The following is a 13,123-nucleotide window of genomic DNA, read 5'->3' on the forward strand; positions in this document are numbered from 1 at the left end:
GAATGCGACGATGGCGCTTAGACGGTCGGGCAGGGCGCGGCAATCAGCGTCACGCCTCGTCAGGGGCGCCCGGCGCGGGCGGCCCCGCCGGCCGCGGGGCCCGGAGCGCTCCCCGCGGCGGCGCCCCCGGGCGCGTCGCGCCCCTCGCGCCCTGGCGCCTCGAGCCGCGAGAGCCCGTCGATCGACGCCGCGGCACGCCAGAGCGGCGAGCGCTGGGCGAGCCCGAGCGCGGCGACGCAGGCGAGCACGCCGGCGAGCGCGCCGACGTTCATCACGCCCTCGAGCCTCCGCCGCGCCGGGCCGGCGTAGCTCAGCCCGAGCAGCGCGCCGCTGACCAGGCCCCCGATATGCGCCGCGTTGTTGATGCGGATGCCCGTGTTCGACGCGTTCACGACGAAGCCGAAGAGGACGATGTAGAACACGGCCTGGAGCGCGAGGTCCTTCCAGCGCGGGTCGCGGCGGCGGAGCAGCCAGCCGAGCAAGAGGCCCATCACGCCGAACACCGCGCCGCTCGCGCCCGCCGTGCACACGACCTCGGGCTGCACGAAGACGTTCCACGCCGCGCTCGCGGCGAAGCCGACCAGGCCCGTGAGCACGTAGGCGATCGCGAACCGCGCCGAGCCGACGGCGGGCTCGGCGGCGCGGGCGAGCATGACGAGCGTCATCATGTTCATGCCGAAGTGGAGGACGCCCATGTGGACGAACACCGCGGAGAGCAGGCGGAACGGCTCGAACGGGGCGCCGGGCACGATGAGGAGCGCGCCGAAGCGGAGATAGTTCGACGCGTCCCACGCCGAGAGCAGGCCGAGATCCCGGGAATGCGCGGCGACGAGCTGCCCGACGAAGACGAACGACGTGAGCGCGCCGAGGATCTTTGTCGCCAGCAGGCTCCGCCCGTCGAGGAGCCCCCGCGCCGGCGGGGCGTGGACGGCGGGCGCGAGCAGCGGCGCGCCGCAGCGGATGCAGCGGCTGAAGTCGCTCCCGTTGAGGGCGCCGCAGCGCGCGCAGTTCAGCGAGCGCCGCCGCTCGCCGGACGGCCCCGCCGTCACAGGCCGGTCCCGACCCGCGGCCCGACCCGGAGGCGTGCGCGAGACCTGAACGTTGTATCGAGGGTCACGAGGGCTCCTTTCACGGCGGACGCTCCGCGCCAAGGCCGGCACGATCGGGCGCTCCGCGCCGAGGCCGGCACAATGTGGAGTCTTCGGGCCGTAAGGTCCACGGCTTTGGGCCGTTGTCGAGGTGTGAATGCGGCACCCCTCCCGCGCTCGGCCCCCGCCGCCGCGTGGCGCCCGCGCGGCGGCGCGGGGCGCCGGCCGGGCGGCGCGCCCGCGCTTCTCCACGGCCGGGGGGCGCGCCGCCCCGCCGCGGGCGCAAGGTGGACACCGGTGCGGACCACTCCACGTCCGGGTATCGTCACCGTCGTGACCGCGGCGGCAGCAGCGAGGCCCGATCTCGAGGCGGAGCGCCTGCAGTGCGAGCGCGCGGCGCAGGGCGATCGCGCCGCGCTCGGCCAGCTGCTCCGCAAGTACGGTCCCTCGCTCTACCGCGCGGTGCTCCTGCCCCGCCTCGGCTCCGACGCGGCCGCGCAAGACGCTCTGGCCGAGACGTACGCGCGCGTGGTCGAGCGGTTCTCCCAGTTCCAGTGGCAGAGCTGCGGCATCTACCCTTGGCTCCGCGTGATCGCGCTGCGCATCGCGCTCGACATGCTCCGCGCGCGCCGCCGCGAGGCGCTCTTCGAGCCGGAGGATCTGCAGCGCGAGATCGACGCCGCCGAGACCGATCTCACCGCCCGCGGCGAGGTCGAGCTCTGCGAGAAGCGCGACCTCGCCGACGCGCGGGCGCGGGTCGAGGACGCGCTCGCGCGCCTCAACCCGCGCTACGCCGAGGCGATCCGGCTCCGGGTGCTCGAGGAGCGGCCCCGCGACGAGGTGGCCCTCGCGCTCGGCGTCAGCGTGGCCACGTTCGACGTCGTCCTGCACCGCGCCATGACCGCGCTGAAGAAGGTGCTCGCCGCGGGGGTTGCCGCGCCGCGCGCGGAGCTTAAGGAAGGGGCGCGATGAAGCCGCGGCGGCCCTCGGATCCGCGCCCCCCGCCGACCGGAGACGGGCCCGTGGAGCGCCGCGCCGGCCCGGATCGCGGCCGTCGGCTCGCGCTCGTCGCGCCCGGGGCGGCGCCGCGCGCGCCCGAGGCGGAGCCGCTCGCGCCCGCGTCCGAGGGCGAGCGCCGCGCCGCGCGGGAGCTCGCGGAGGCGCTCGATCGCGGCGAGGTCCCGCTCGCGGCGGCCCTCCGGGCCGCGGCCCGGCCCGGAGGGCTCGACCGGGCGGACCACGAAGCGCTGCTCGCGCGCGCGCTCGGCGACGAGGGCGCGCCGCCGACCAAGGCCGAGCTGCGCGCCGCCGAGCGCCTGCGCGAGGCGCTCGATCCCGGCGCCGCCGGCGGGGCCGGGTCCGGGCGGGGCGGCAGCTCCGGCGAGCTCGCCTCGCCCGGCGCGCGCGACGAGCTCGCGGAGCTCGCCGCCGCGCTCCGGGCCGCGTGGCGCCCGGCGCCCCTCGCGGAGCTCCGGAACCGCGCGCTCGTCGAGGGGGCCCTCCGCGCCGCGCCCGCGCCGCGCGCCCGGCGCATCGCGCCGGTCACGATGGCGGCGCTCTCGACCCTCGCCGCGGCGGCGGCCGCCGCCGCGCTGATCTTCGGCCAGCTCCGGGAAGAGCGCGCCTCGGTCGCGCGCGCGCCCGGGGCGGGGGCCGCGCCGGTCGGGGCGGCCGCGCCTCGGCTCCCGCTCATCGAGGCGCGATCGACCACCGCGCTCTTCGATCCGGCCGCGCCGTTTCCGAGGGAGGGCGGCCAGACCGAGCGGATCGATCGCATCGCCGCCGCGCGCGCGTCGGATCTGCGCCAGAACCGCTATGCGGCGTGGGGAGTGCGCTGATGTGGAGCGCGCGCCTCCTCGCCGCCTTCCTGGGGCTCCTCACGGCGGCGCACCTCGGGTGCGCTCGAGACGACGAGCCGGCGCGCGCCGGCGCGGCCCCGGGCGATCCGGCGTGCGCGTGCGCCCCGGCGCAGATCGTCGATCCCACGCTCCTCGCCTTCCTCTCCAGGGCGCGCGCGGCGCACCACGCCGCCGACGTGTCGCTCGGAGCGGGCGATCCCGTCGCTGCGATCCGCGCCCTCGAGGGGCTCATCGGCGCGCCGAGGCCGCCCGGCGCGCCGCCGGAGGCCGCCGAGGTGACCGCGGACACCTACGCCCGGCTGGCGGAGCTCCGGAGCGAGGCCGGCGACTTCGACGCCGCGGCGCGCGACGTCGACGCGGGCCTCAAGCTGGCGCCGGCGCCCTCTCATTACGAGGGCCACCTCTACGAGGTCGCGGGCGTGGTCGAGGAGCGCCGCGCGAAGGCGCTCGACGAGAAGGGGGATCGCGAGGCGGCGGCACAGGCCCGCGCGCGCGCGGTCGGCCTGCTGGAGCGGGCGATCTCGATCCAGGATCACGTTATTACCGAGGCCCTGAAGGGCGCCCAGGAAAACCCGCGCTGAAGCGCGCGACCGCCGTGGTCTCCAATTGCGACGGGCGAGCGTTCCTCGCTAGACTCGGCCGGAGGGGGCCGCTGCCCGACGCGATGACGCTCCGTGTGCCAAGGCCGAAACCCGGGTACGATGTCAAATCGCTCCCGCTGAAACCCGCGGACGCGTTCCTCCTGTCCCGGATCGACGGCGTCCTGACCGATCGGGATCTGTCCTTGATCACGGGCATGTCGCACGGCGACACCGTCGAGGCGCTGCGCCGCCTGCGCGAGTTCGGCGCGATCCTCCTGGACGGCGAGCCCTCGGGCCCGCCTCCGCAGCGGGGCGCGGCCGACGCCGCGCGGCGCGGGGTGGACACGGAGCGGCCGATGGCGTCCGGCGGCGAGCCCTTCCCGCTCGGCCGCGACGCGCTCCAGCAGGCGGAGTCCCCGCCGCTCTACGATCCTGCCGAGCTCGACGAGCCGGTCGAGCTCGCCCCGGACCGGAAGCGGCGGATCCTCGACCTCTACTACCGGCTCGAGGATCTCAGCTATTACGCGCTGCTCGGCGTCGCGGATCAGGCGGACAAGAAGCAGATCAAGAGCGCCTATTACCAGCTCGCGCCGGAGTTTCATCCGGACACCTACTTCCGCAAGCAGCTCGGCTCGTACAAGCAGAAGATCGAGGCCATCTTCACGCGCATCACGCTGGCGCACGACACGCTGACGTCGAAGCAGCGGCGCGCCGAGTACGACGCGTACCTCGAGCAGACCCACAAGAACCGGGCGATGGCGGCGCTGATCGAGCAGACGCCCCGCGACATCGCCACGATCACCACCGCCGTCGACGCCTCGGTGCGCGCCGCGTTCGCCGATCCGCGCGACGTGGTCGGGTCGCCCGGGCGTTACTCCTCCGAGCGGACCCCCGCGGAGCAGGCCCCCGCCGCGGCGTTCGCCCGGGCAGCGGCGCCGGCGCAGCCGTCCCCTGAGGCGAGCTCGCCGGACGGCGCGGGCAAGCCGGCGCGGAGCGCGGCGGCGATCGCGCCGGACCCGGGGGGCGCGCCGGCGCGGAGCGCGGCGGCGACCATGCCCGTCGCGTCCGCCCCCAGCGCGAAGGATCGGCGCGAGATGTTCGCGCGCAAGCTCACTGGAGGCCTGCGGCGCGGTCCGGCGGGCGCGTCCGCTGCGGCGTCTGCGGTGGCGGCCACGGCGCCGGCCGCGTCGGTGGCGACGGCGCCGGCCGCGTCGGTGGCGACGGCGCCGGCCGCGTCGGTGGCGACGGCGCCGGCCGCGTCGGTGGCGACGGCGCCGGCCGCGTCGGTGGCGACGGCGCCGGCCGCGGGGGCGGCGGTGTCGAGGCCCCCGGGCGGCGTACGCTCGCCCGAGTCGATGCGGGCGGTCGAGGTGCTCAAGGCGCGCTACGATTCCGCCCGGAACGAGGCCGTCCGCAACCAGATCGCGCGGTACTCCGAGGCGGCCCGGGGCGCGCTCGAGCGGAACGACTACGCGAGCGCGGCCAACGCGTACCGGATCGCCGCGTCGCTCGCGCCAGAGGACGCCGCGCTCCAGAAGGCGTCGGCCGACGTGCAGCGCCTCGCGGCGGTGGCGCTGGCGGACGGTTACCTCAAGCAGGCCCAGTACGAGGCACAGAACGGGCGCTGGGTCGAGGCGGCGCTGAGCTATGCGAAGGTGTGCAACGGTCGCCCCGACGACGCCAGCGCGCACGAGCGGGTCGCCTATGCGACGCTCCAGGCCGGGGAGAACACGCGTCGGGCGGTGGAGTTCGCGCGTCGGGCGGTGGAGCTCGTGCCCTCCTCGGTGGAATACCGGCTGACGCTCGCGCTCTCGTACGCGGCCGCGGGGCTCACGAAGAGCGCGAACGGCGAGTTCGACCGAGCTGCCGAGCTCGCGGGGAGCGACGCCAGGCTGCGCGGCCTCATCGCCCAGACGCGCGACCAGGCCAAGAGGCACGGGAAGCAAGTCTAGCGCCGCGGGGCGCAGCCGGGTCGGGCCGGCGGCGGCGCCTTCCGGAGCGGGCCGCGCACGATTGGCCCGCTCGGCACCGCGAAACGGTCTAGCATCGTGACCTCGGCGGCCGTTCGGGCCGAAGATCACAAGCCGAAGATCACAAGAGGAGCAGCGGCATCGATGGAGCGTGTCATCGGCATTGACCTTGGCACCACGAACTCGTGCGTTGCCATCGTCGAGGAGGGCGTCCCGACCGTCATCCCGAATCGCGGTGGGTACAAGACGACGCCGTCCATGGTCGCGATCACCGAGGCCGGCAAGCGGCTCTGCGGGCACATCGCGAAGCGGCAGGCGATCACCAACGCCGAGAACACGGTCTACGCCGCGAAGCGGCTGATCGGTCGGAAGTGGTCGTCCCCGCAGGTGAAGAACGCGATCCTGACAGCCTCGTACAAGATCGTCGAGGGCCCGCACGGCGACGTCCGCATCCAGCTGCGCGACAAGACGTACTCGGTCCCCGAGATCAGCGCGATGGTCCTCCAGGAGATGAAGCTGTTCGCCGAGGACTACCTCAACGAGCCGGTCTCGAAGGCGGTGATCACCGTCCCCGCCTACTTCAACGACAACCAGCGGCAGGCGACGAAGGACGCGGGTCAGATCGCTGGGCTCGACGTCATCCGCATCGTCAACGAGCCGACGGCGGCGGCGCTCGCGTACGGGTTCGGCAAGAACGTCGAGAAGACGATCGCCGTCTTCGACCTCGGCGGCGGCACGTTCGACATCTCCGTGCTCGAGATCGGCGCGGGCGGCGTCTTCAAGGTCATCGCCACCGCGGGCGACACGTTCCTCGGCGGCGAGGATTTCGACGCGCGGGTCATCGACTGGCTCGTGCAGGGCTTCAAGGAGCAGCACGACGTCGACCTGCGGCAGGACAGGATGGCGCTCCAGCGGCTCAAGGACGCGGCCGAGAAGGCGAAGTGCGAGCTGTCCAGCGTGCTCGAGACCGAGATCAACCTGCCGTTCATCATCTCGAGCGCGCGGAACGAGGCGCTCCACCTCCAGCGCACGCTCTCGCGGGCCACGCTCCAGGACCTGTGCGAGGACCTCGTCGAGCGGTGCATCGAGATCTGCAGCCAGACGCTCGAGGACGCGCGGCTCGATCGCGACGAGATCGAGGACGTCGTGCTCGTCGGCGGCATGACGCGCATGCCGCGGGTGCAGGAGGCCGTGCGCGACTTCTTCGAGCGCGAGCCGTGCAAGGGGGTGCACCCCGACGAGGTGGTCGCGCTCGGCGCGGCGGTGCAGGGCGCCGCCCTCGTGGACGAGACGAAGCAGATGATCCTGCTCGACGTCACGCCGCACGCGCTCGGCATCATGACCTTCGGGTCGAACTTCGAGGAGCTCATCCCCCAGAACACGACCGTCCCCACGAGCCGGTCGAAGATCTTCACGACGAGCCGCGACAACCAGACCGCGGTGAAGATCCTGGTCATGCAGGGCGAGCACCAGAAGGCGACGGACAACGAGCTGCTCGGCGAGTTCATCCTCACGGGCCTGCGCCGCGCCCCGAAGGGCCAGGTCGAGATCGAGGTGACGTTCGAGATCAACAGCGACGGCATCGTCTCCGTGAGCGCGAAGGATCTCGAGACCGGCCAGCAGCAGTCGATCCAGGTCACCGCGTCGAGCGGCCTCACGAAGGAGGAGGTCGGCGAGATGATGGAGGCCGCGAAGGAGTACCTCGTCGATCGCCGCGCGAGCGACCAGTTCGAGGGCGTCCGGCAGGAGGCCGAGAAGCTCATCGCCGAGATCGAGCGGATGTTCCCGCAGGTCGAGCAGATCGTGGCGTCCAGCGATTTCGGCCGCGACGCCATCGGCAAGGCGCGCGGGATCGTCGACCGCTCGCGCCAGGCCATCGGCCGGCGCGACGCGGCCGCGGTCAAGGAGCAGATGGAGGCGCTCTCGCGCACCCACCGGATGTTCAAGGGTGTCGTAGCCAGGCCACAGGGGTGAACGGTGGCCGCGATGAGGGAAGACGATGCGGTCGGTGCCGCCTGACTCCAAGACCCTGGACTCCTCCTGGGGGCACGATGAGGTGGACGAGCTCGAGGACACCCAGCCGGTCGCCTCGGAGGAGATCCTCGCGCTCACCGCGCTCGCGCGCGGGGAGCCGGGCTCGTCCCGGCTGGGGGCGACCCCGCCCTCCGGCTCGCCCCTGCCGCCGGACTCCGAGGGCAAGATCACCCTTCCGCCGCCGATCCCGGTCAGCGAGTACGTGGCAAAGATGATGACCCGCCGCTCTCATTCGAGCTCCGAGATCACCGCGCAGCGGCCGCGCCCGCCCGAGCCCCCACCGGAGGAGTACCCGCCGGTGCCGCCGCGCAGGACGATCCCCTGGGAGCCGCCGCCCGGCAGCAGCTTCTCGAGCAGGCACGGCGCGCCCGGCCTGGAGGCCGGGCGGCTCGGGCTGGAGTGCGACGAGCCCGGGGTCCCGTCGCGGCCCGGCGGCCGGATGGGCTTCGGGTCGCTCGAGGGCGACCACGAGTTCGGGCGGGACCTCGACGACGATCTCCTGCGCGAGCCGAGCCAGCCGTACCCGCACAGCTTCGGCGAGATCGACGTCTTCGGCGGCCCTCCGGTCGACGCGCGCGACGTCCACCTCCCATCGAGCGCGCGGGGCCGCGGGTACGGCTCGGACGAGGGCGGCCCGCTGGGCATCGATTTCCGGCTCGATCTCGGCTTCGAGGAGCCGATCCCCGCCGCGGACGAGCAGCCGGTCACGCCGCCGCCCGGCACGCTCCGCTACGGCCTGATCGTGGAGGACGACGAGCCCGCCTTCCGCGGCGGGACGGGCGCGCTCGCCGGCTCCACCTCGTACCGGGTCTCCGGCGACGCGCAGGGCGGGGCGCGCCCGCCGCGCCGGACCGAGACGGATCGCGCGCCGGCGGTGGTCGCGCGGGTGGACAAGGGGGTTCATTCCCGGACGACCGAGCCCCAGATGAGCGCGCCGGGGCCGCGGGAGCAGATGCAGCACCGCTTCGATCAGGGCGACTTCGGCGGCGCGCTCGTCCTCGCGGAGGGGCTGCTAGAGGAGAACCCGAAGGACTGGATGGCGCGGCAGTACGCCGACAGCTGCGTCGAGATGCTGCGCCAGATGTACCAGTCGCGCCTCGGCGACGGCTCGCGCGTGCTCCGCCTCGCGGTGCCGCCGGACCAGCTCCGCTCGCTGAACCTCGATCACCGCGCGGGCTTCTTGCTGTCGTGCATCGACGGGTACAGCTCGATCGACGAGATCCTCGACGTGTCGGGCATGCAGACGCTCGAGGCCTTGCGGCTCCTGTACGAGCTCGTGCAGGAGGGGATCGTCTGCGGCGTGTAGGCGCCGGCGTCGCCTGAGGTCCCTGCCTCGCCTCGAACCGCGCCGAGCGGGCCGCCGCGTCCGCCGACGCGCCTTTCCGCGATGACGCTGGCTCGCTAGGGTGCACCGGTGCGCACGGCTCTCCAGGCCGCTGTCGGTCTCTTCCTCGCGCTGCTCGCGGGCCGCGCGGGCGCGCCCCTCCTCGCCGCGATCGCGCTCGACGCTCCGGCGCAGCCGCCGCCCGCCGCCGGCGCCGGCCACGCCGGCGCCGCGGACGCCGCCCGCGCGACGCCGCCGCCGGTGCCGGCGCCTCCCGCCGACGCCGAGCTCGCGCCGCGCGCCGATCCGATCGCGAGCTACACGCTGCGCGCGACCCTCGATCCGGCGCAGCACACGATGCGCGGCGAGGGCACGCTGGTCTGGCGGAACGCGTCGCGCGAGCCGCAGCGCGAGCTGTTCGTCCACCTCTACCTGAACGGCTTCAAGGACCAGCGCACCGTGTTCCTGAGGTCGGCCATCGGGGGCTTTCGAGGCAACGAGATCCTCAGCGATTACGGGCATATCCAGGTGACACGGTTCGCGGTCCGCGAGATGGACGGCGCGGACGTCTGGCCCCAGGGGAAACCCACGACGCCCGGCGATCCCGACGACGAGACCGACATCCGCGTCGAGCTGCCGCGGCCCGTCGCTCCGGGCGATGCGATCACGATCGATCTCGCCTGGGACGCGCGCCTGCCGTCGCTCGCGCTCAGGACGGGCCACTACGGGAGCTTTCACATGGTGGGGCAGTGGTTCCCGAAGATCGCGCGCCTCGAGCCCGACGGGACCTGGGCGCACTTCGCCTTCCACCGGCTCTCGGAGTTCTACGCCGACTTCGGGGCCTACGATGTGACCGTCGACGTCCCGGAGGGGTTCACGGTCGGCGCCACCGGCCGGCTCGTCGAGGAGCAGCGGCGGGACGGCCGCGCGATCCGGAGGTTCGTGCAGGAGGACGTGCACGACTTCGCCTTCGCCGCGTGGGACCGCTTCCGCGAGGTGCGCGCGACGACCGACGAGGGCGTCGCCATCCGGTGCCTCTTCCCCGAGGGGAGCGAGCGCGAGGCGGCGCTCGAGATCGACCTGGCCCGGTTCGGCCTCGCGCACCTCGGCGCGGCGTTCGGCCGCTACCCGTACGGCACGCTCACGATCGTGCACCCGCCGGAGGGCGCCGAAGAGGCCGGCGGGATGGAGTACCCGACGCTCATCACGACCGGCGGCAGCTGGCTCTGGCCCGCGGCGGGCGTGCGCTTCGTCGAGGCGGTCACGATCCACGAGCTCGCGCACCAGTGGTTCTACGGCCTCGTCGCCACGGACGAGCACCGCTACCCGTTCCTCGACGAAGGCCTCACCACCTACGCCGAGATCGGCGCGCTCCGCGCGCGCTACGGCGACGGCTCGGCGGCGCGGCTGCCGGGGCTCGAGATCGACCTCCGGACGCAGTACCGCGCCGACGCGCTCGCGTCGGGCCAGAGCGGCGCCGTCGCGCAGCCGGCGACGAGCTTCGTCGACGGGGCGGACTACGCCGGGCTCGTGTACGGGAGGCCCGCGATCCTCCTCGCGACCCTCGCCGGCGTGTACGGCGAGGACCTCGTTCGACGGGCCGTGGGCCGCTACGCGCGCGAGAACCGGTTCGGTCACCCCGGCCCCGAGGCGCTGCTCGACGCCGTGCGGCGGGAGGTGGGCGACCCGGCGGCCGAGGCGCTCCGCGCCGGGCTCTTCGACCGCGCGTGGGTCGACTACGCGGTCGCGACGTTCCACTCGTGGCCCGCCGACGCCGCGGAGCCCGCTCCGGGCGAGGGCGGCCACGAGAGAGCGGCCTACCGCGGCCACGCCGTGGTGCGGCGCCGCGGCCCGCTCGCGCTCCCCGTCGACGTCGCCCTGCACGGCGCGGACGGCGTCGTGCAGCGGGTCCCCTGGCCGGCGCACGAGAGCGCCGCCAGGATCCCCTACGCCGGCGCCTCGCCGCTCGTCGCCGTGGTGATCGACCCCGATCGTCGGGTGCTGCTCGACGAGGACCTCGCGAACAACGCGCTCCGGGTGGACCCGGACCTCCTCGCGCCCAGCGTGCTCGCGCGCGCGAGCTTCGCCGTGGGGATCGCGCTCACGCTCCTCGGGCCATGAGCGAGCCGGCGGAGGAGGGCGCGACGGTTCCGGGCGGGGCGGCGGCCGCAGGCGCCGATCCGCCGTCCGCCCGGCCAGCCGCGCGGCGCCCCGCCGCGCACGAGCGGCTCGGCGCGGTCGGGCTCTACTTCGGCTACCGGGCGCTGGCCTCGCTGGTCGTCGCCGCGCCGCTGTCCGTCTTCGCGGCCCAGGTGGTCGGCGACCACCCGCGCGGCGATGCGATCCTGTTCGATCCCGGCGGGCTCATGCTCAGCGAGCTCGCGCGCCTCGGGGCGCGCGCCGCCGGGGCCTTCGCCGCGCAGCTCGGCGGGGGCGCCCTGCTCGCCGCCGCGCTCGGGCTGGTCCCGCTCGCGCTGCTCCTGGCCGCGCTCAGCCAGCCGGGGCCGCTCTCCGCGCAGGCCGTGGGCGGCCGCGCCGCGCGCGCCCTCGGGCCGCTCGCGCTGCTCTGGGGCGTCGCGCTCGCGGCGCAGGTCACGGCCGCCGCGCTCGTCCTGCTCCCCGGGACGAAGCTCTGCGCCGCGCTCTTCTCCGTGCCGCGCAGCCGCGACCTCGCGGCGGGGGCCGTCGCCGCGGTCGCGCTGGCGCACGTCGCGGCGATCGGCCTGCTCCACGACCTCGCGCGGGCCGCCCTCGTCGCCGAGCAACGGGGGTTCTACACCGCCGTCGCCCGGGGCCTCGACGCGCTGCGTGCCGCGCCGCTCGCGGCCGCCTGGGCCTGCGCGTCCCGGGGCGCGCTCGCCGCCGTGGCGCTCGCCGGCGGGGCGTGGGGCGTGCACCTCGCCGGCGCCGGCACCGGCCCGCGCGTCGCCTCCGCGTTCGCCGCGCAGCTCGCGGCGCTCGCGGCCGCCGCGTACCTGCGCGCCTCCTGGCTCGCGGCCGCCCTCCGCCTGGTCGATCGCTCCGCGCCCGCGCAGGAGCTCGCGCCGCGCTCGGCGGCGGGAGCGGAAGACCCCGGGGGGTGAGCGCGCCGCGCGCCGCGCGGGCAGCTTGCCGGCGCTCCCTCGGCCTCCGACGAGGCACGAGCAGGACGGGCCGAAGAATTCCTTGACATACGCCCACATCCGCGTAACGTAGCCCGCCCGTGACCGACGCCCCGGCGCAAGCGCGGGGCCCGCAGCAAGCCCAGGTAGCTCAGTTGGTAGAGCAGAGGATTGAAAATCCTCGTGTGGGCGGTTCGATTCCGTCCCTGGGCACTACCCTTTCTTTCTTGTCTCGGCGAGCAGGCGCTCGCTGCCCCTTCGTCACACCCCTGCGTGCTCCTCTGCGCCGTCCGGCGTTGAAGTTGCCGTGGACACCTGGGCGACTCGGCCTTTCGTCCAGGGAGCCAGGCGGTCTCAACGGTTGGCGCGCCGCGCATCCGCCGCGCGCGCCCCGGCGGACGGTTCAGGAGTGCTTTCGCGGGTTTGGCCACATCAGGTGACAGTGGAACTTGGTTCCTGTGCGGTAGCGATCCTGGTAAGGTGACGGGGGGACCACTCGTTGCAACCTGAACACTCCGGAGGCGCCCTAGGGAACGGCGCCTCCTCATGGAGGCTCCCTCATGGCCGATCGTCGTGTCGACTCCTCGCGAAAGAGCTCTCCGGAAACGGCCTCCGCTTCCGACTCGGCGCCGCGGAGCCGGCCGTCCGCGCCAAGTAGCGAACCCAGCGCGACCGCTCGAAAGAAGAAGATCCTCGTCGTCGACGACTCGCTGACCTCGCTGCTGTCACAGCAGCTGACGCTCGGTGAGGACGACTACGACATCGTCATCGCGCGCAACGGCAAGGAGGCCATCGCGAAGGCCGTGTCGGAGCGGCCCGACCTCATCCTGATGGACGTCGTCATGCCTGCGATGGACGGCTTTCAGGCCTGCAGGTGGCTTCGCGCGTTCGACGCGACCAAGACCGTGCCGATCATCATGATGACGACGAGGAGCGATCAGACGAGCATCAAGATCGGCTTCGCCAACGGATGCACCGACTACCTCATCAAGCCTTTTGACAGCGATACGCTGCTCATGAAGGTCCGCACCCACCTCGGCGAATAGCCCCTCTCGCGTCCCCGGCGCGCGGCCGGGCGCTCCGGCGTTCCCTCTCTCCGAGAGGACCTCCACAGCACACCTCTTGCCCGCTGGGGCTCTACAGGCAGCGTCGCAGTCGACGCGAGG

10 protein-coding genes and 1 tRNA gene are annotated in these 13,123 nt (G+C 74.2%); 10 read left to right on the forward strand and 1 reads right to left on the reverse strand.

The genetic code is table 11. From position 1 onward, the window contains the following. Positions 1–59: 59 nt before the first annotated feature. Positions 60–1,049 carry a rhomboid family intramembrane serine protease gene (locus WMF20_RS14010; RefSeq protein ID WP_437613959.1) on the reverse strand — a complete coding sequence of 330 codons (990 nt, stop codon included), beginning with the start codon at positions 1,047–1,049 and terminating at the stop codon, positions 60–62. Positions 1,050–1,385: 336 nt separating this feature from the next. Between WMF20_RS14010 and WMF20_RS14015 the strand changes: the two genes are divergently transcribed. The 10 genes from WMF20_RS14015 (at position 1,386) to WMF20_RS14060 (ending at position 13,003) form a co-directional block, all read left to right on the forward strand. Further along, entirely contained in the window at positions 1,386–2,060 is a 675-nt protein-coding gene (locus tag WMF20_RS14015) for an RNA polymerase sigma factor (RefSeq protein ID WP_437613961.1), read from the forward strand. Further along, entirely contained in the window at positions 2,057–2,926 is an 870-nt protein-coding gene (locus tag WMF20_RS14020; RefSeq protein ID WP_437613963.1) for a hypothetical protein, read from the forward strand. Before WMF20_RS14015 ends, WMF20_RS14020 begins: the two co-directional genes overlap by 4 nt. Beyond that, on the forward strand, positions 2,926–3,528 hold the full coding sequence (locus WMF20_RS14025) for a hypothetical protein (protein ID WP_437613965.1): 603 nt from the start codon (positions 2,926–2,928) through the stop codon (positions 3,526–3,528). Before WMF20_RS14020 ends, WMF20_RS14025 begins: the two co-directional genes overlap by 1 nt. A 95-nt stretch (positions 3,529–3,623) precedes the next feature. Next, a complete protein-coding gene (locus WMF20_RS14030) occupies positions 3,624–5,480 on the forward strand; it encodes a J domain-containing protein (protein ID WP_437613967.1) in 1,857 nt (618 codons plus the stop codon). Positions 5,481–5,642: 162 nt separating this feature from the next. Next, a complete protein-coding gene (gene dnaK / locus WMF20_RS14035) occupies positions 5,643–7,472 on the forward strand; it encodes a molecular chaperone DnaK (RefSeq protein ID WP_020734883.1) in 1,830 nt (609 codons plus the stop codon). Positions 7,473–7,506: 34 nt separating this feature from the next. Beyond that, positions 7,507–8,838 (forward strand): hypothetical protein, encoded by a 1,332-nt coding sequence (locus WMF20_RS14040; RefSeq protein ID WP_437613969.1) that lies wholly within the window; start codon positions 7,507–7,509, stop codon positions 8,836–8,838. Between the two features lie 108 nt (positions 8,839–8,946). After that, complete coding sequence (locus tag WMF20_RS14045; protein ID WP_437613971.1) at positions 8,947–10,977, forward strand: M1 family metallopeptidase; 2,031 nt, start codon at positions 8,947–8,949, stop codon at positions 10,975–10,977. After that, entirely contained in the window at positions 10,974–11,939 is a 966-nt protein-coding gene (locus tag WMF20_RS14050; protein WP_437613973.1) for a hypothetical protein, read from the forward strand. The genes WMF20_RS14045 and WMF20_RS14050 overlap by 4 nt, the downstream gene beginning before the upstream one ends. A 158-nt stretch (positions 11,940–12,097) precedes the next feature. Further along, positions 12,098–12,170: transfer RNA gene (locus WMF20_RS14055), tRNA-Phe, on the forward strand. Between the two features lie 347 nt (positions 12,171–12,517). Beyond that, complete coding sequence (locus WMF20_RS14060; RefSeq protein WP_129574831.1) at positions 12,518–13,003, forward strand: response regulator; 486 nt, start codon at positions 12,518–12,520, stop codon at positions 13,001–13,003. The last annotated feature ends 120 nt before the right edge of the window (positions 13,004–13,123 follow it).

The sequence above is a fragment of the Sorangium sp. So ce834 genome, assembly GCF_051521425.1.
GTDB lineage: Bacteria > Myxococcota_A > Polyangia > Polyangiales > Polyangiaceae > Sorangium > Sorangium cellulosum_D.

Bases quoted from the DNA above. Each gene is read 5' to 3' on its own strand.
- WMF20_RS14060 (WP_129574831.1), top strand. From the start codon at position 12,518: ATGGCCGATCGTCGTGTCGACTCCTCGCGAAAGAGCTCTCCGGAAACG.
- WMF20_RS14020 (WP_437613963.1), top strand. From the start codon at position 2,057: ATGAAGCCGCGGCGGCCCTCGGATCCGCGCCCCCCGCCGACCGGAGAC.
- WMF20_RS14050 (WP_437613973.1), top strand. From the start codon at position 10,974: ATGAGCGAGCCGGCGGAGGAGGGCGCGACGGTTCCGGGCGGGGCGGCG.
- WMF20_RS14025 (WP_437613965.1), top strand. From the start codon at position 2,926: ATGTGGAGCGCGCGCCTCCTCGCCGCCTTCCTGGGGCTCCTCACGGCG.
- dnaK (WP_020734883.1), top strand. From the start codon at position 5,643: ATGGAGCGTGTCATCGGCATTGACCTTGGCACCACGAACTCGTGCGTT.